This is a genomic window from Mycobacterium sp. (genome assembly GCF_965277065.1).
GTDB lineage: Bacteria > Actinomycetota > Actinomycetes > Mycobacteriales > Mycobacteriaceae > Mycobacterium.
Genome location: NZ_CBDIBT010000018.1, coordinates 842,421 through 859,471 on the forward strand (window position 1 = coordinate 842,421; position 17,051 = coordinate 859,471).

Here is a 17,051-nt window from a genome sequence, read left to right on the forward strand (position 1 = left end):
TCAACACCGAGCCGAATCGGGCACCGTTTGTACACTGACGCGGCCCGCGCAGCGCTGTGCGCTGTGATTTGTTCGGCTATCCCAACGCGTCGCTGCGCGACCATTCCGGGGCGCCACCACCGCGGCCCGGCCGGGCAGGGCGCTGGTGGGCGAAAATCGAGTAGTCGACTACTCATGGCGACCCCCGGACGCAGGTCGATGCTCGGACGGGCCGCATCTCATCGCGGGAGGAATGCTAACAATGGACGAACTGATCCACGTTGGATCTTCGGGCGCTGCTGATCGCTCCGTTGTCAATCAAAACCAAACCACCTGCCGAACCGGGCGTGAGTGTCAATGGGCCGCAATCAGTACAGCGGCCACCCTTTTGTCCAACACCGTAAGTCGACAATAAATAGGGAAGGCAGCATGGATAACCCGTACGCCGGGCAAGCAAATTACGAAGAGGCCTGGGCTCAAGGATTTGATTATGGAACCAACAATCCCAACGATGATCAACCAGTTCCCCCGGACTTTTCCGGTTTAGGCTTGGATCAAGAGACGACCAACAACGTAAGCAGGGTTTGGCTTGAAGGCGCGCTAGCAGGACGGGAGGCCGCGGCCAAACCTGCTACCGGCTATGACGCCGCAACGGACACCTTTATCGGTGCGGCCGACGACTTTCCAGCTCTGACGCTAATATCCCAGCACCCCGACTTCGATGACTGGCTTTCAGCTATCGGAGTCGACCCAGCCGTGTTTACCGACGATCCGGTCGCGTGAATCGCCATGCCTTGTGGAGCTGAAAATCGCAGCGTCGCAAAATCATTTGGTTCGTTAACGAAATCGCTCGTCTCTTCTACGGGCAAAACGATAACCTTCACAGGTGTTATAGGCTGGATTGCTGCGGCGCTGGGACTTCTTGGCGCAATGGAGGAGTTGACGAAGTGCGCCGAGCTGAATCAAATCGGTAATATCGAGGCGCTGCGAGAAGAAGTAGACAAGCTGCAAGAAGAAGTGGATCGGCTTAAGCAAGAGATTAATAACTAAAGACGATTGACACTTTCGACAACATGAGGAGTTTGCATTCATGGCATGTGGAATCCAGAAAGCTGCAGTAGCGGCGACGTGGTTCGGTGTCGCTGGGTCGGTGGCAATCGACGTCGCCTCCGCCGGGACGCTAACGGTGGCCGCAGTGGCAGGAGTACTCGCGTCTGCGGCGGGGGTTGTAACTGGCATGATGGCACTCGAAGACTGTCTTGAAACCAACAATAAATTGGAGGAAGCACGGGCGCTTAAAGCTCGTCGCGAAGACCTGCAGCGGGAGTTAGAGCGACTACAACAACTTGTTGGGCACTAATACCACATTAATATGACCGCCCGCGGCCCTTGACCCAGAAGTAACATCCCGATTCTTTCCGTCCCATGTTAATGAACCATCGCGCTAACCCGAGACGAAAAGTCGGTGGCGGCGAATTCGTTTGCAGTCGTACTCGAAGATTCCGGTACTGGGGCGGGCTTGTCGGTGTGATAGTAGACGGTTAGCTATATGTGTTGTTGACGATCGATTCTGCCAGCGCGGCGATGTCGTCGGGCAGTGTCACGGTGCTGTACCTAATTGCGACGTCTGTCCCCGATCTGATCAGAAACGGGCTCGTGATCGATTCTCGCTGTTTGGCAGCCTAGGGCGGTGTGGGTGCGTCGCCGAGCCAGAATTTCAGCTCTGCGGCGTCGGCCTGCAAGTGGCCGTCTTGCCAGGTTTCGTTGTCCTCTAGGCCGTGCCAGGCGGTCGGATCCGCCGTATGCGCGTTGACGTACTGGCGCCAGCGGTACTCCTGGAAGATAGCGATGATGTTCAGCGCATAGGCCTGCGCCAGCGCATTGTTGCCCTCGATGATGATGAGGTTGTCGTCGTTCGCACGGCTCGCCTTCATGCCCATGTTGTGCGAGCCCGTCATCACTACCGGGTGGTCCCCGAACGGGTCGGCGACTACCACCTTGCTGTGGATCATTACGCTGGACGCGCCTTTCAATTCAGCCTCCCAGTCGTGGTATTTGTTTTTGACGTTCGCCGGGACCAACACGTCCTTGCTGAGCCGGATCGGCGGCGTCGCTCCGCCGGTGAACAGGGCCACCGGATGAGTGGGTGCGCTGGGGTCCATCGGCGCCGCCGGCGCGCCGTCTGTCGGCGGAGCGTCCGTCAGGCCCTTGATCTCTTGATTGACCACGCCACGGATGTAGAGGCTGGCGTCGAGGTCGGGATTGGGTGCCGGCGCATGGCGGTTGAGCACGGACTGCAGCAGCGTCCAATCGCTTGGATCCTGCTCGAAGATGCCGGGGTTGAAGAACAGGAACAGCAGACCCTGCTTGGCGCCGTTGATGACGGTGCGCGCCTGAGTCATGTCCTCGCCCGCGTCGGTGGCGGCGAACCAGGCCGACACCTGGTCGGCGCCGCCGTCATCGCGCGTCACCTGGAAATTGCGAGCGAACGAATTGGCCTTAACCAGCGGCGCAGGATAGGTGTTGCCCGCCGTGTGCAGCCGATTCCAGGCGTCGAGATAGGCGCCGGCCACCGCCGCATCGTTGATCAGGATGCCGTTGTTGGCCTGGGTGCAGAGGCCGGTCTCGGTGGTGTTGGTGCTGCCGGTCCAGACCGATTGCGGCGCATCATTTGCATCGCAGAACACGATGAATTTGTTGTGGGCGAAATGACCGCTGGAGACCATGCGGTCGAAGACGTGCACCTGGCTGTTGGCTTTCAGGTCGGCGCGAACGTCTTGGTTCTCGTCGTTGGTCGGCGGCTTGAACGCGCCGTTGCCGAGCAACAGCGAAAGACGCGCGCCCAGCGCCTTGAACTGGGTGAGCACCTCGGGGTCATTCAGTTCGTAGAGCGAGGCATAGACGTGTCCGGTCCCGGCCGCCGCGTCGCTGAGCAGCTTGATCAGCTGTGTGCGCAGCAGGCCCCCGAGCGCCTTGCGAAGATTGTTGTTCGGGTCCTGGATCGCTGCCATCAGCTCGGCCCTGGGCGAACCTTTGGTGGTCTGAGCGGCGGCTTCGGCGGCTAGTTCCCGCGCCACCCATTGTGAGGCGATAATCCCGCGATTGAAGTAGGCCGAGATGGTGCGCCCGTCCTGGCCGGTGATCTGCTGCTCGTCGCTCCAGGGCGTAGCGGAGGCCTCGTTCACCGCCAGATCGGCCGCGTCCGCTCCACAGACTGGAGCGACGCGGTAGACGACGACATCGCCGGTCGTGACGGCGTAGTCAGACCAGAGATACCGCTGGATCGGCCAACGCCACTCGAACCCAGCCGGGGGCGGCGGTGCGTTCTCGGTGAAGCCGATGTGGTTGGCGAGCCAGCTCGTGGTCTCGATACCGCCGCGCGTCAGCTTGCGTTGGATGGCGAAGCCGCGACAGCCCGCGATCTTCTGGCCATCGTCTGGGAACCACATCAAGCCGGCATGATCGCCGTTGTCCACCACGCGCAGCTTCAGCATGTCTTTCCCCTATGCAACCTCGGCCGCTATTAGTCGCAGCACTAGCGAATGGGCCTTTAACAGTTTGCGCAACGCTGCTTCGTTGGAATCGATGCCGTCGGGCACCATAGAGGTATTGTCTGCCGGCGCCAGGGTGGGGTGTTAGGTAGTCGACTACTCGGTTTGCTTTACGTAGAGGCCGAATGTCGATTCGCTGCGGATTACTGGTCTGCCAGGCAGGGTTGTCACCCCGTAAAGCGTGGCTCGCGTTGCCGCTTCAGTCGCCGGTTGGTGGGTTCACTACGGCAATTCGAGTACCGCGGTACTCATTCCTGCTCTGGTTCAGCGACTTACATTCGCACCCAGCCAATCAAAGCCGTCAGGAGCAGGTTGCTATGTCGAATTGCGCGCCGTCAGTTGATGTGCGCCGAGATCATCACAACCGGCCGGGTTCCAGCGAGGGAACCGGCGTCATGCTGATCGGTCGCAGCGGGGTCATGGCTTCAAGGTGCACAACAACACGCCGTCGGCTTACACCAACTCCCACGACCGCGCGAAGTACTCTGCCCGCCTCGATCACGAGCACGGCTCCGCCGCTCATCAAATGCATGCCGCAGCAAGACGGTCTTAGCGAAGTGACGCAGGAGAAGCGGCAATGATGAACAGCACGGACCAGACGCTGTTGAAGCTCGCCGATCCCACGGCGCGGCCCACGCTTCTACAGTCCGAACAACTCCTCGAGATCGCAGCGACGGCCTACGAAATCGACCCTGACCTCGTGGTCGGGCCGACAACCGCCGTGTACGACAAAGTGGACCTCGCTTTGCCGAGTCCCGGTCCGGACGCGGTGTGGGTCGGCTCGGTGGTCGTGCGCGTGGGTTCGGGCTCCGGCGTCATTGCCGCCGCCGAGGTCGCCGATCAGGGCCGCAACGGCCACGGCGCCGACACGTTGGCCGTGACGGTCACCTTCAGCGCACCGCCCGCCGTGGATCAGGACACGGCGCCGACGGTTCTGCCGGTGATTGTCGCCTTCGTCGTCGCGAGCCCGGATGCGTCACCCAAGGCTTTATTACAGCAAAGCCAAACGGCCCGACAGGTCGCCTCGCACTACGCGATCACCGCACCTCCTCGGGGTGCGCCGAACGTACGGTTCGACCGCGTCGTGTGTTGGGTGCTTTCGCAAGCGGCATTCGACGACACTGGCTGGCCAGGAGGTGGACCCGGCGACGCGGCGCAGAAACGTGCCGCCCGGCTGTCCGCGGCGCGGCTGTGGTTGGCCGACCAAGGCATCGCGCTGGTCACCACTTCGCCGCCCTGACACACTCCGCGCAGTCCCGACCACTCGGCCGACACCCAACCAACTGGAGGATCCATGGCAACCCTATTGCAGCCGGCATACCCGTTCGTCGCGGTGACGATCGACCTCAGCGGGCTGCGCGTCCCGGCTCAGCGCTCGCCGAGCGTCGTCGCGATCGTCGGTCTCGCGGACGACGCTGCCGCCACCGCAGCGAACACACCCGCCGTGGTCACCGGCCACGACTCGGTCATGGCAACTTTTGCGAAGGGCAAGACCCCCAACGCGCTGACCAACAGCCTCGACCTCGTCCTGCAGCAAGAACCGCCGCCGTCGAAGATTTACGGCGTCAGAACCGATGCGGGTAAGGACTATGCGTCGGCATTAACCGGTCTGGAAGCCGCCGACGACGTCACGTTCGTGTGCCTGGCAAACGAAACCGACATCGGCGCCGCGGCCGCTGGAGCTAACCCGCCGACAAACCTGACGGCGTTGGCCGCGCATGTCGAGAACATGTCAGCTGCGGGCAACAAGCAGATGGCCGTGGCGATGGTCAACCCGGCCACCGCCAAGTCGGCCACGTATAAAGAAGACGTCCTGAGCGCCTACGCGGCGCTGAAGAGTAGCGACGGCCGCTTCATCCTCGTTGCGGCCCGCGGCGCCACAGCCGATGCCGCCGCGGCGGCGATGGGAGCCATTGCGGGCTACCCGCCCGCCGTCAGCCCAGTCCTCAAACAGGTCCGCGGCTTCACCGTGCCGGTGACGAGCCAGTACGCACCCGCCGAGATCACCGGCCTCGCCGAGCAGGGGGTCATCCCACTGATCGACCCAGCGCTGATCCCGGGGACCGGCCTGTACTTCGCCGACGGTGGCTCCTGGTCGTCGGACCCGAACCGCAACTACATCGACGTCGTACGAGTGTGCGACGACGTCGAGTTCAAGCTGCGGTCCGGGCTGATCGGCAGTATCGGCGACAGCAGGATCACCAAGGCCGGTCTCATGCAGGTGCTGGTGCGCACCGAAGGGATCCTCGGCACGTTGCAGCGGGCCGCCGAGATCGACGACTTCTCCGTCCAGATTCCGCTGCTCGACGTCCTCTCAATTCCCGAAAGTGCCAGGACGCCTGCCGATGACGATCAGGTGACGACCGCGCGGGGCACACGCCACGTCAGCATGTTCGTTGCGATCGTGCTCGGCCCGCAGATCCACCAGCTCGACATTTCCCTAGCGATCACCAACGCCTGATCAGGAGCACACGTGACCACCGAATGGAACACCCGGCTGCTCGTGCACTACACGGACAGCAACGATAGGGACTTCGACGTAACCCCGATCACGTCGTTCACCCCGACCTTCGCCACCACAGCCGAGGCGCAGCACAGCATCGAACGCACCCACGTCGGGGTGATCTACTCGCCGTACTCGATCACGTTCTCGCTTACCGCCCCGGCGAACTCCGCCGCGGTGGCCACCCTCACCCAGATGGCGCTGACCGGTCAGCGCTTCAAAATTCTGCTTCAGGAGGGGACCGGCGACGACTGGGCGTTTCAGCGGATCGTCCTGGACAACTGCGTCATCACCAGCGCGAGTCCCACGCCGGCGGCGATCAGTGGCGTCCCGTCGGCGCAGTTCTCCGGGTTCTCCCTGCAGGCGGCCGCGACCGACAACGCCAGCGTCACCGCGGCCGCACCGCCCAACGTCGTCGGCTCCTCGCCCACCACTGGGCATTAGGTCGCGTCGGCGACGTCATGTCAAATACCGAGGTGGACCCGGTCCGGGTCGAGCGCACAGGGTTGGCGTTGCTGCATCAGGGCGAACTGATCGTGCCTGCAGAAGGCAGTGAAGCGCTGACATCGGTGCTCGACGGCGACGGCACTCTGGTCCTGGAATTCCCGGTGGAGGTCGAGGTTCGCATTGTCGACCCGTGTGATCCGGAGCAGCACGCCGACCACACCCTCAAGCGGTTGCTCCATGCCCTGGACGGACTCGGATGACGGTGGTTCGGGTGCCGATCCGGTTGCGGCTCAACGTAATCGAGGGTGAGCCGTGCGACGGACTGATCGCCTCGGCGCTTGCCGCGGCGGACGCCGCGGTGACGCGTTCGGTCGCCCGCGCCGCGGCGTTGCAGGTGGTCCGCCAGGCGCGCGCCGATGCGGTCACCGGCCCGCGCGTCGACGTGACCATGCGAGGCGCGAGGTTGCCCACCGACGCTGAGCACACGTTGCGGCTAGGCATGGCTGCGCTGGCACGGCGCCAGGCCGGCGTGCTCCTGGATCGCGCCAACGACTCGCGCCGGATCGGTACTCCTCCGGTCGGGCCGAACGAGTCGGCACGTGAGCGGTACGACAACGAGCGCTGGGTTTACGACGAGCAGGATCCAACCGCCGAGGGTTATCTGATTCCCAGCTACCGCGATGCCGGGGCGTCGGTCACGCTGCCGGTCCGCGGCGGCGGCAGCGTGCCGACCGAATCGCTGCGGCAGCGCCCGCAGTTGCGCACCTTCCACTCGCGCCCGGAGCTTGTCGAGGCCATCTACGCGCGCTACGACGGCGACCCACCAGAGCGCTTCGTCACGGTGTTCACGTACGCTGCTCATCCCGTGGGATGGCTCTGGCAGCTGGACCCGGAGGCCGGGCGCCTGATCGAGCCCATCTCGCTGGGAACCTGGACATTCTTTGAACCACAAAGCGGCACGGACCCAGTTTTGACCGGCGACCTCAACGTATCCAGGGGAGACCGACTCGCGTTCGTCAGCGACGCCACCACTGACGAACAGGTGAAGGCCAAGCATGTCGACATGCTCAGGCTCTACTTGGAACGGCAGACGGGCGGCCGGGCCGTGGGTCCGCTGAAACTTGAATCGCAGGCGAAAAAGCTTGCTGCAGGCCTCCCGTTGCCGCCGCTACCCGTCCGCTACTACGCGCTGATGAGCGGAGCCCGGCAGCTCAAGACCGTCGAGTTGTCGTTGGCGAATTCCGGGCTCACCGCACTACCTGCCGGGGATCTGCCGGTATGCATCTTCAGCGAGTTCGACTCGGTCGCTGAGCGCGACAGGCGCGAGCCCACGGCCGACCTGCCGCTCGAGGAGCTCGGTTTGTTTTTCGAGCCCGATCCGACCAAGCCATTCCTCGCCGAGCCGCCGGTGGAGTTCTGGACGCCGGACATCTCTCTGACATTCGCCGACCTGATCGCCGATATTGCGGGCCGGCTCGATATGCCCCCGGGCGACTATCCGGCGATGTTCGCGCTGGCCGCCTGCAATCGGATCAACAAACTCGCCGTGTCCTACGGTGCCATCGTCGACGACGGTCGGTCTACGGCCACCCAGCGCAGCCTGGAGCTGGCACACCTTGCCGGCGCGATCGAGCCGCTAGAGAAGTTGGCGAACCTGTACGCCGATCTGATCAGTGGCTCGGCGCACTTGCCGGCGCGGCTACGCGGTAACTCGGGGTCCTGGCTGCTCCACTTCCGGGAGCAGTACATCGACATGCTGTACGCCGCGATCGGGTCGCTGTTCATCGGCTCCTGCCAAGACATCCTCCTGGCGAATTTGGAGAAAAGCCGATACGAATTGCAGCGCCGCCAGACGAACTTCCCCGCGTACATAACGGTCACGCGCTCCTTGATCCTGTCGATGCTCGTGGACCTGCCCGAGCTCGCGGCACTACGCGACGTACTTGTGGAGCGAGAGCGCGGACAGGTTCTGGCCCTCGCGACGGTTGCGCTGCCGATCGCGTCGCCGACGGAAGCAGCGTCGACACCCATCGAGGCGTGGAGTAACTCGACAAACGCCGTGCTCGCAGCCTTCGGCGCGGTCGACGCGAGTGCGGCCCCCGATCCCGGCGTCACGCCCACCCGCAGTGGTGATGACGGCACCGTGCAGGTGCAAGACTCGACAGGTCGGTGGTGGTCGCGCTCCGATCTCGATACGGCATTGAGCGCGAATCGCGAGCAGGCCCTCGGCGCGGACCCGCTGCTGGAGAAGCTCTCCCACTTGGATGACGTGGTCACGCGGTTGCGCACCGCCGGTGCGGCCGATGTCGACGCCGAGTTCCGCCGGCTCATCGAAGAATTGCTGGATAAGAACCTCGCGAAAACCCTTGAGGCGCGGGCGGATCCGGATATTGCGTTCGGTTTGGCCAAGTTTGCTGAAGTCGACTTCGGCGAGTCCGAGTACGGCACCAGGCTCTCCGGTATCCACAAACTGGCCGACGAGTTCCTCAAACCGCTGTTTCCCGGATCGCTAGTGCACACCTACATCGCCGGTGTCGGAAACCTCGCGAGCATCGAGATCGGCGCGGAGAAATTCAGCCAATTCTTCAACCTGGTGGGCCTGGTTGCCATCGCCATGTTCTGTCCCGAGTTGGCGCTCGCGATCGGCGCGGTCGAGGCCGTTCACGCGGTCGCCGTAGCCGAAGAGCATGTCGAGATCCAGCAGGTCCTCCTCGGCGGCGACGCGATCATCAGCACGGCCGAGGCAGAGGCCGAGCTCTGGGCCGCCGCGATCGGCGCCGCGCTGGCCTTCATCCCGGAGGTGGGTCAGATCACCCGCGGCGCGATTGGCGCGGGTCGAGCCGCGGTCAAGGGTGAGTTGCGCGCGGCCGCCTCCGACGTGGGCCGGCGCTTCGCCAGCCAGCTTGCGACCCGCGTCGTCGAGGCGGCCGCCGAGGGGGTAGCGCAGAAGTTCGTCGCGGAATGCCTGCAGGCGTACGTCCTCAATCTCGCCGTCAGCGCGGCGATCAAGCGCTTTACCGACGCGGTCGAGCGGCAGGTCAACACGACCGGAAGGGTCGGGATCGACGACATCCCGCAACTCGTTGGCGACGCATTGGGCAAGGCCGTGAGGATGCGCTGATGACCGTGCGCGAGATACTTCCGAGGGCCGAGGTCGTCGTCGACGTCGTCGGCGAAAATGCCGCTCTGGCAGCGGCGATCGAGGATATCGGGAAAAAAACCAACATCCCCGAGAAGATGCTCAAGCAGCATCTCGGTGAGGCGATCCTGGAAGCGCTCGACAAGATCGGTGCCTACTATGTCGCGGAGTTGGGGGACGCTGTCCGCCACCTCGAAGTCCTACGCGACCACGTCCACGACTTCTACGAGAGAGTCCTCGACGGCCTAGACCGCGATCCCGACACCGGCTACCTGGCATCGGTGTTCCGCGAACTGCACGACCTGCTCGTCGAGATCAGCGACCCTCAGCTCTGGGCCAACAGGCGGACCGAGCAGCCCGGTGGTGTCGAGCAATTCGCGGCCGAGATGAGGTCCGCTCCCGAGTCCGTCACCAGACAGGGTGTGCCCACTTGGGGCACGCGTCCGGTGGTCGATCGTCGAGTCTGGACGCTACCCGCAGGTCAGCGCGACCCGGTGCTGGCGGCACGCCGCGCGTGTCCAGATCTCACGGCACGCGCATTGGCCGGTGACTCCTCGGCACTGTCGACGCTCATCGACGCCCTGCGCGCCGACGGCGTCGACCAGGCGACGCTCCATGCCGTCTCGGCCGGCGTCGCCGCAGTTCGCGACCCCGGGCTCGAGTTCGCGCTCGGCGGCCACCCCGGGGTCGGCGACTCCGGCTTTCGTGGCGCCGCGGCCAAACGATTGGACCAGCTCCCGAACTCTCAACGCGCCGCGATCGCCAACGCTGCGGCGGCAGATCCCGATTTCGTCCGCGCGGCCGTCACGTCGCATAGTGGTTTCGGCGACCCGAATGCCGGCCCGCTCGACCCCGTCCGGCCCACCGAGATGGCGGAGTTCTGCCGCCGCAACGGCATCGGCGAAGCCGAACGTGCCCAACTCGAGACCGGGTTGCGCGAGCTCAACCAAGCATTCCGCGGAGGTGAGCCGTCCTGGGTCGATGCACCGTCCACCAGTGACGACCCGCTGACCGAATCCGCGGCCATGCGCCGCGACATCCTGGACCGAGGCGCCGACGCATTGGGATTGCCGCGAGGCGGCCGGATCGCGCAAGAGATGGCACGCGCGATGGTGTCGTTGCGGCGCTACGCCTCACCGTCCCACGAACAGTTCCTCGATCTCGCCTACGACTGGTTGCGGTACGCCGAGAACACGCACGGCAGGCCGACGACCCTGCGCCGTTACATCCAAGCGCGCATGCGTACCCATGTTCGCGGAATGGTCGGCGAGTTCAGCGCCGCGTTCCAGCTGGGACCCGATTTTTGGGTGCTCAAGGGCCCCGATTACAACGTCACCGTCCCGGGCACCGACTTCGTGGTGGTCTCCAAGCGCAGCGGGGAAATCTGGTTCTGCGACAACAAGGCGCTCAGCGACAACTCGCTAGGCCGCGTGTCGAGTCTGGTCGAGAACATCGAGCACAACATGGCCGCCGACCTCGCCGAATTCGGCGAGCTGAGCCAGAGCCCATTCGCGATGCCCGACAACGTGTCCGCCGCACTCGACAACGCCCAGCGGGCAGCGGAGGCGATCCGTGCGGCCGTCGACGGCAAGGACACCGCTGATCCCGACGTCCAGGCCGAATTTACGAGAATCTGCGACGAGAACGGCGTACGACGGGTGGTCACCAATGCCGGCGGTCAACTCTCGGAGCTGTCGTCGGCGTTGACGGCGCTTGGAATCGACTTGGCCAACCTCGATGGCGCCACCGCTCTGCCCGAGCGCCCGTTGAAGCACGGAGAGTAGCGATGGCTGATTCATTGACCCCGCTCACCAGCGGTTACCTGCCCTACCTGCACACACCGAGCGCAATCCTCACTGACGGCGTGGTGATCATCCCGCTGTGGTTAGTCACCCAGATGCACATCGAGGAGACCTATGCGCTGCCGCAGATTGGCGGCACCAGTGTCAAGGCGGCGGTTGCGAGCCACGACGACACGTTGTCGCTCACCGCGGCGCTGCTCGGGTTCGATCGCTTTGCGTGGAAACTGGCCCTGGAGAATTTGGCCCTGGCCTCGCGGCGTGGCACCGCATTGTCGTCGCTGACGAACGGTGCTGTCGGCGGGCTGATCCTGGTGACGGCCGCGACAATCCGCACCGACCTCGCGGTGCAGAGCCTGTCGTTCAGCATCTCGGCCACCCGGCGTGACGTCCTCGACGTCACGATGCGATTGGCTCATCTGCCGCGCCCCGGAAGTCTGGCCAAGCTGCTCGACATCGCGTCGCTGGGCATGGGTGCGCTGACCGATCTTCTGCCGGTGTAGGGGGCGTGGTGAACGGACTTCCCGCTGTACTCAGCCGTCCCGCCGCGGTGGTCGATCCGCCGATCGCGGCACTCGATCCGACGGTGACGATCGGGCGCAGCGCGCTAGACGCCGGCATCCCGGCACGGATGACGCTGGCCGGCGACCTCAGTCTGCTGTTCTCGGTCGGCGTCGGACAGATCAAAAGCACCATCGCCGACGACCCCGCCCAGGTGCCGGTCGCGCTCGGCGGGGGCGTTGCCGAGCCTGACCCGCAGGCGTTCCGTGACTCCGATGACGTGATCGCCCGCGTCACCCTTGTCTCGGGCAGCGCCCTGGGCGACTCGGCGCCGGTGGTGGCGGGGCAGCCGATCGTGCTCGGCGTCGGGGATAAAGCCACGGTCGAGATGACCGTATCAGCGCTCACCATCACCAACGGGTCGCTACGCAGTCCGGGGCAATACGGGAGCGCAGTGACCTTCGGGTGGCGCGATCTCCGCCAGGCGCCCGACCGCGGCCCTGTTTCAGCGGCCGGCGACCCGGCTATCCCGGTACGCGCGGTGTGGCAATACCGACCGCCGCGCTGGTGGTCGCTACCTCGCCTGTTCCCGCGGACCCATTTCTTACTCGCGTCCGACCGGGGGTGGGTGTCGTGAGCCCGGACCTTAGCTCGATGGCATCGGCCGCGTCGGCGCTGACCGATGGCGGTTCGGGAGATGCGGGCCCAGACGTCACTCCGGGGACCGTCGCGTCGTGGGGTCTGCAATTCTATCGGGACGACGCCGGTGGCCTGACCGGCGAACCTCTCCTGATTGTCACCTCAGACACCTATGACGGCACCATCGACGCCACTCTGCCGTCCAATCTGTCCGGAGGCATCTATGAGGTAGTGGTCGAGGGCCTGCTGGACGACGACTTCGCCAAACTGCGCGGCGTCACCGACCGCAGCCTGGCCGTCACGCTGCACTTGTGGTGGAAGGATGCGGCCGGTGTGCTCGGTGACTTGGCTGCGTTCACCGGCCTGACCGACCCGCTCGGGATGACGTCTTCCAAACCGCCCAACCACAGTCTGGTGGCGGTGCTCCGCGTTGACCGGATGAGCCGGCGGGCGGGCCCGCGCCGCTACGAGACGGTGTTTACTATGACCGAACGGGTTTGGGCCCGGCTTGGTGAAGCACGGGTGCAGGGCGCCTGCTACGCAACGATGAGCGATGCTATTCGTGCTGTCGCGGACGCCGCCGGAATCACGATCACCCCGCATTTGCTGGACCAATCGGGCAACCCGGCGGCATCTCCGGGCTCGGAGGTTCCGACCTGGGCGCACACCAATCAGGGGACGGCGCGCAACGCGCTGACCGAATCCAATAACGGAATCCTCGACCAGCTCGCCCGAGGCCTCAAGATCTACGGTCTACATCCTGCGCTGCTGCGCGATGGTGTGCTCCACGTCGGTATGTGGGTTCAGCCCAAGCTGCCGGATCGGTCGCTGGACATCAGCACCGGCCTGCTGTCCGCGCAGCGGGCCAACGACAAAGAACCCGACCCGAGAGCGGGCGCCCCGAAGGACGCCCAGAGCGGTGGTTCGGGAACGTCGACCAACAGCCGCAAAGTCCGCCCGACGGTCACGCTGGTGGCATTAGGGCGCCCCGACATCAAGCCCGGAGAAAAACTCAAAGCACCCCTCCCGCCGGAAGATTTCCCGACGATCGGCAGTGGCCTCGGCAGTGCCCTGGTGACATCGCTGACCGGTTTCGTGCCGGGGGCATCGATGGTGGCCGGCGACGACCCGGAGCCCGCGCCCATGCTCGTGACCGGGGTCAAACACACCATCTCGCGGCGCGCCGGTTTTGCCACCACCGTCACTGCACTAGTTCTCGACAACAACGATGACCAGGGCCTGGATGCGCCGGTCGAGGAACACCCCGAGGATGCCAAGGCAAAGAAGGATCGTGGCACGGTGCCGGCCGACTCGGCCGACGCGACCGCTGCGGCGGTACGCGACGTGGCAGTGAGCCGGGCGGCCCAGACGGCGGCCAAGGTCGCCCAGATCCGCACCCATCCGGGCAGCGACGGGAGCAGCGCCGCTCCGCCGCACCACACCAGCTCCGTGTGGTATTCCACCGTAGCGCCCGACGGCAACCCGGCTCTCGCCCAGCGGATAGCCATCACCAACAAGACACACGGTGAGTCGCAGGAAGTGCCATACCTCACCCCGTTCGCATGGGGGTGCTACGGCCTCGCCTTGCCGCGCTACCCGGGCACGCGGGTTCTGCTGGTGCCGGGCCCCGGGGGGACCAACGACTATGTCGACGTCGGGGCGCTCTGGTCGCGCGGCGACGGACCCAAGTCCAGCGCCGGCGACTATTGGCTGGTCCTGCCGATTGGCCTGAGTGACCGCGAGGACATCGACAAGGGCGACGGACAAGCCAATGACGGGCCCGCCACGCACGACCTCACCGACGGTGACGGGGTCCGCATCGTCGAAACGAAGCAATTCGTCATCCGAGTCAACGATCAGCCCACCACCGCCAGCCAGCGACCACTTCCCGGCGACGCCCCGGCCGGCGGCGTCCTGATCGAGACCAAGTCGAGCGCCCACGAGGGCAATGTCGCTCAGATCCTGCTGGCCGCCGACGGCGCGATCACGATCAATTCGAGCGCCAGCAACAGCGCCGCCCAGATCCTGCTGGCCGCCACCGGCGCGATCACGATCAAAGGGACGTCGATCACCTTCGACACCGGCGGGAATGGGGACATCACCTTGAATGCTAAAGACGTCAAAGTCAGCGTCAGCGGCACCATGGATGTGAGCTGACATGGCCGGTGTCGTCGTAACCGGTGGGGCGCTGAAATGTCCGCATCAAGGTCAGGCTGAGATGACCAGCGAGGCAAAGCTGACCGTCGGCGGGGTGCAGGTCGTAGTCGCCGCCGACCTGAGTACCTTCACCACCTACACCGGATGCACGTTTACCGTGAACGGCGCTAAAGCGCCGTGCATTGCGACGATCGCTTCATCGGGCGGTTCCGCGCACAAGCTGACCGTAGGTGCGCGCGCCGTGTTGCTCGATGACTTGAAAGCCACCACCCAGAACCCCCAGAGTGTCGTGAGCCTGAGCGCCGGCCAGGCGAAGCTGACGGCGAAATAGGAGGCCGAGATGACCACACCCGAACCGGCCGACGTGGCGATCCGACGACGCCGCCCGCTCGGCGTCGGCCTTCGCGCCGACCTGATCTCCCCGCGCGACATCGGCCGCGATATCTCGCTCGCGACGACTGAAGCGGGAACCGATTTAGCCATGGTCGACGGTTTCGACAATCTTTGCCAGGACCTCGCCGTCGGTCTTAGCACCCTGCGCGGCAGCGATGTCTTCAATCAGCGATTCGGATTTCTCGGGCTATCAGCGCTCACCACGCAGACATCGCCAGTGCTGGCGCGTGAGGGTGTGCGCGCCGCGGTGGCCGAATTCCTGGCCGGGGATCCCAGGGTGCGTGAGATCACCGATGTGCAGCTCGTCAACCCGATGAGCGACCCGTCCGGCGCGGGCCGCCGCACGCTTGCCGTCCGGGTCAGCTTTGACGCCATCACCGGGGAATCGGCGTCGATCAGCGGCGTCGGAGTGGCCTCTGGCGCCGCCTGGGGAGCAGTGGAAACCACAATTGCGGGGGCTGACGATGACCGATAGCGCCACCAGCCTGGATCTGACCGACATCCGCGCGGTCGACGATGCCATCATCCGCAGCACCGGCAGCGCGAATTTCGGCGTGACAGCGGCGGGCTTTCTGCCCAAGCCGTTCGCGCGCCTGCTCGCCGAGAAGATCGCACTCGCGCAACAGCTGATCGACGCGAATCTTGACCTGTCGTCGGGCAGCGTGATCCGCAAGCTCCTCGAGATTTCCGCTCTCGAGGACGCGCGCACTTGGTCCGCCCTCGGCGCCCACTTCGACGACTCGTTCATTCCGTCGGCAACCGGTCGAGCGCTGTCGGACCTGGGGGCAGAGCTGGGTATCTCCCGCCCGAACCTCGCCGCCACCGGCAGAGTCAACCTGACGCTGCACGGCGCGCTACCGGCCGGCGTCGCCCACATCGCGATGCCCCGCGGCTCGCGACTCCTCACACCGGGCGGGCACCGGGTCGCGATGGCGAGCTCGGTCGAGCTGAGCGCCTCGCTCACGACGTTGGACGTGCCGATCGTCAGTTTCGACCCGGGACCGGTGGGCAACCTGACACCCACAGTCAGCGACGTCTCCGGCAACTTTCCCCAGCGTATCGACCGCTTCGAACCGGCCGACGCCAAACTGACCGCGATGCGGGAGGCCGACGCGCTGGCAGGCCTGGGTGCGCTGGCATCAGCCACGGGCGCCGGCCTGGTCAAGATCAAGCACACGACGGCGCTCTCCGGTGGTGAACAACAGTGGAGCGATTCGGCGTACCGTGCGTTGCTGCTGCGCGCTCCGCGCGGGCTGTGGAACGTGGACGCGATCAGTCTCACCGTCTCGCTGGTACCCGGTGTGCGCCAAGTCGCCGTGCGCGACGGCTGGGGCGGCTTAGACCTGTCGCAATCGATCTTCGGCGACTTCGACTTCGTCGAACGCCTGTTTGCCGCCGAGCGCGACCTCGCGACGCCGTACTACGTGAGCGTCCTCGTCGCACCCACCGAGGCGGCGATCTGGGACGGGCCCGGCGGGCTACTCGACAGCATCCAATCGGCGATCCGGGACGTGCGGCCAGTCGGCGTCTTTCCCGACGTGCGGCAGGCCGACCAAGTCTTCACCGCGGTGAAAGCCGACGTGATCACCAGCGGGCTCACCCTACCGACCGGCACCTCGGATGCGGTCAACGCCAGTCCCGCCGCGCTTGCCGTGAAGAACCGCCTCATTGAACGGCTGCACGGCGTCGTCGACACCCTCACACTCGGCGAGCCGGTTCGCTGCGCCGCGGTGTCGCACGCGCTGATGTCCGAACCGGGAGTCGTCGACGTGGTCAACCAGCGGCTGGTACGCGGACCGCGTCAACTCGACACCGTCGGCCCCACAACGGATTTCGACGCCAGCACGCAGATGCTCGGTCAGGACCAGAACCTGAACTTGACCGCCGACCAGATCGCGGTACTGGTCGACCGGCCCGACCTGTTGACGGTCCGGTGACAGAGG

General features: G+C 65.2%; 15 protein-coding genes. 14 read left to right on the forward strand and 1 reads right to left on the reverse strand.

The window, feature by feature from the left end; translation table 11 throughout:
• Positions 1-408 precede the first annotated feature (408 nt).
• Both ACQY5A_RS15460 and ACQY5A_RS15465 read left to right on the forward strand, forming a co-directional pair.
• Entirely contained in the window at positions 409-762 is a 354-nt protein-coding gene (locus tag ACQY5A_RS15460) for a hypothetical protein (RefSeq protein WP_428341199.1), read from the forward strand.
• Positions 763-768: 6 nt separating this feature from the next.
• On the forward strand, positions 769-1,029 hold the full coding sequence (locus ACQY5A_RS15465) for a hypothetical protein (RefSeq protein WP_428341200.1): 261 nt from the start codon (positions 769-771) through the stop codon (positions 1,027-1,029).
• 632 nt (positions 1,030-1,661) lie between these two features.
• Here the strand turns inward: ACQY5A_RS15465 and ACQY5A_RS15470 are convergent.
• A complete protein-coding gene (locus ACQY5A_RS15470; RefSeq protein WP_428341201.1) occupies positions 1,662-3,473 on the reverse strand; it encodes a hypothetical protein in 1,812 nt (603 codons plus the stop codon).
• Between the two features lie 634 nt (positions 3,474-4,107).
• Between ACQY5A_RS15470 and ACQY5A_RS15475 the strand changes: the two genes are divergently transcribed.
• Genes ACQY5A_RS15475 through ACQY5A_RS15530 form a run of 12 tightly spaced genes read left to right on the forward strand, consistent with a single transcriptional unit; the run spans position 4,108 to position 17,045 of the window.
• The gene (locus ACQY5A_RS15475) at positions 4,108-4,770 is read left to right on the forward strand and encodes a hypothetical protein (RefSeq protein WP_428341202.1); all 663 of its coding nucleotides are present in this window, start codon (positions 4,108-4,110) and stop codon (positions 4,768-4,770) included.
• A gap of 54 nt (positions 4,771-4,824) precedes the next feature.
• Complete coding sequence (locus tag ACQY5A_RS15480; RefSeq protein WP_428341203.1) at positions 4,825-5,991, forward strand: hypothetical protein; 1,167 nt, start codon at positions 4,825-4,827, stop codon at positions 5,989-5,991.
• 12 nt (positions 5,992-6,003) lie between these two features.
• Positions 6,004-6,477: a hypothetical protein gene (locus tag ACQY5A_RS15485; protein ID WP_428341204.1), complete on the forward strand. Its 474-nt coding sequence runs from the start codon at positions 6,004-6,006 to the stop codon at positions 6,475-6,477.
• A 17-nt stretch (positions 6,478-6,494) separates the two neighbouring features.
• Positions 6,495-6,740, forward strand: a complete 246-nt coding sequence (locus ACQY5A_RS15490) for a hypothetical protein (RefSeq protein ID WP_428341205.1) — start codon at positions 6,495-6,497, stop codon at positions 6,738-6,740.
• Positions 6,737-9,601 (forward strand): hypothetical protein, encoded by a 2,865-nt coding sequence (locus tag ACQY5A_RS15495; protein WP_428341206.1) that lies wholly within the window; start codon positions 6,737-6,739, stop codon positions 9,599-9,601. The genes ACQY5A_RS15490 and ACQY5A_RS15495 overlap by 4 nt, the downstream gene beginning before the upstream one ends.
• On the forward strand, positions 9,601-11,403 hold the full coding sequence (locus tag ACQY5A_RS15500; protein ID WP_428341207.1) for a hypothetical protein: 1,803 nt from the start codon (positions 9,601-9,603) through the stop codon (positions 11,401-11,403). The genes ACQY5A_RS15495 and ACQY5A_RS15500 overlap by 1 nt, the downstream gene beginning before the upstream one ends.
• Positions 11,404-11,405: 2 nt before the next feature.
• Entirely contained in the window at positions 11,406-11,921 is a 516-nt protein-coding gene (locus tag ACQY5A_RS15505) for a hypothetical protein (protein ID WP_428341208.1), read from the forward strand.
• A gap of 8 nt (positions 11,922-11,929) precedes the next feature.
• Complete coding sequence (locus tag ACQY5A_RS15510) at positions 11,930-12,556, forward strand: hypothetical protein (protein WP_428341209.1); 627 nt, start codon at positions 11,930-11,932, stop codon at positions 12,554-12,556.
• Positions 12,553-14,715: a hypothetical protein gene (locus tag ACQY5A_RS15515; protein ID WP_428341210.1), complete on the forward strand. Its 2,163-nt coding sequence runs from the start codon at positions 12,553-12,555 to the stop codon at positions 14,713-14,715. The genes ACQY5A_RS15510 and ACQY5A_RS15515 overlap by 4 nt, the downstream gene beginning before the upstream one ends.
• A 1-nt stretch (position 14,716) precedes the next feature.
• Positions 14,717-15,046: a hypothetical protein gene (locus ACQY5A_RS15520; RefSeq protein WP_428341211.1), complete on the forward strand. Its 330-nt coding sequence runs from the start codon at positions 14,717-14,719 to the stop codon at positions 15,044-15,046.
• A gap of 9 nt (positions 15,047-15,055) precedes the next feature.
• Complete coding sequence (locus ACQY5A_RS15525) at positions 15,056-15,583, forward strand: hypothetical protein (RefSeq protein ID WP_428341212.1); 528 nt, start codon at positions 15,056-15,058, stop codon at positions 15,581-15,583.
• Positions 15,573-17,045 carry a hypothetical protein gene (locus ACQY5A_RS15530; protein WP_428341213.1) on the forward strand — a complete coding sequence of 491 codons (1,473 nt, stop codon included), beginning with the start codon at positions 15,573-15,575 and terminating at the stop codon, positions 17,043-17,045. The genes ACQY5A_RS15525 and ACQY5A_RS15530 overlap by 11 nt, the downstream gene beginning before the upstream one ends.
• Positions 17,046-17,051 lie beyond the last annotated feature (6 nt).

What these genes read in the sequence shown, in the direction of transcription:
- ACQY5A_RS15495 (WP_428341206.1), top strand. Translation starts at nt 6,737, where the DNA reads ATGACGGTGGTTCGGGTGCCGATCCGGTTGCGGCTCAACGTAATCGAG.
- ACQY5A_RS15530 (WP_428341213.1), top strand. Translation starts at nt 15,573, where the DNA reads ATGACCGATAGCGCCACCAGCCTGGATCTGACCGACATCCGCGCGGTC.
- ACQY5A_RS15505 (WP_428341208.1), top strand. Translation starts at nt 11,406, where the DNA reads ATGGCTGATTCATTGACCCCGCTCACCAGCGGTTACCTGCCCTACCTG.
- ACQY5A_RS15520 (WP_428341211.1), top strand. Translation starts at nt 14,717, where the DNA reads ATGGCCGGTGTCGTCGTAACCGGTGGGGCGCTGAAATGTCCGCATCAA.
- ACQY5A_RS15500 (WP_428341207.1), top strand. Translation starts at nt 9,601, where the DNA reads ATGACCGTGCGCGAGATACTTCCGAGGGCCGAGGTCGTCGTCGACGTC.
- ACQY5A_RS15465 (WP_428341200.1), top strand. Translation starts at nt 769, where the DNA reads ATGCCTTGTGGAGCTGAAAATCGCAGCGTCGCAAAATCATTTGGTTCG.
- ACQY5A_RS15475 (WP_428341202.1), top strand. Translation starts at nt 4,108, where the DNA reads ATGATGAACAGCACGGACCAGACGCTGTTGAAGCTCGCCGATCCCACG.
- ACQY5A_RS15470 (WP_428341201.1), bottom strand. Translation starts at nt 3,473, where the DNA reads ATGCTGAAGCTGCGCGTGGTGGACAACGGCGATCATGCCGGCTTGATG.
- ACQY5A_RS15490 (WP_428341205.1), top strand. Translation starts at nt 6,495, where the DNA reads ATGTCAAATACCGAGGTGGACCCGGTCCGGGTCGAGCGCACAGGGTTG.
- ACQY5A_RS15525 (WP_428341212.1), top strand. Translation starts at nt 15,056, where the DNA reads ATGACCACACCCGAACCGGCCGACGTGGCGATCCGACGACGCCGCCCG.
- ACQY5A_RS15460 (WP_428341199.1), top strand. Translation starts at nt 409, where the DNA reads ATGGATAACCCGTACGCCGGGCAAGCAAATTACGAAGAGGCCTGGGCT.
- ACQY5A_RS15480 (WP_428341203.1), top strand. Translation starts at nt 4,825, where the DNA reads ATGGCAACCCTATTGCAGCCGGCATACCCGTTCGTCGCGGTGACGATC.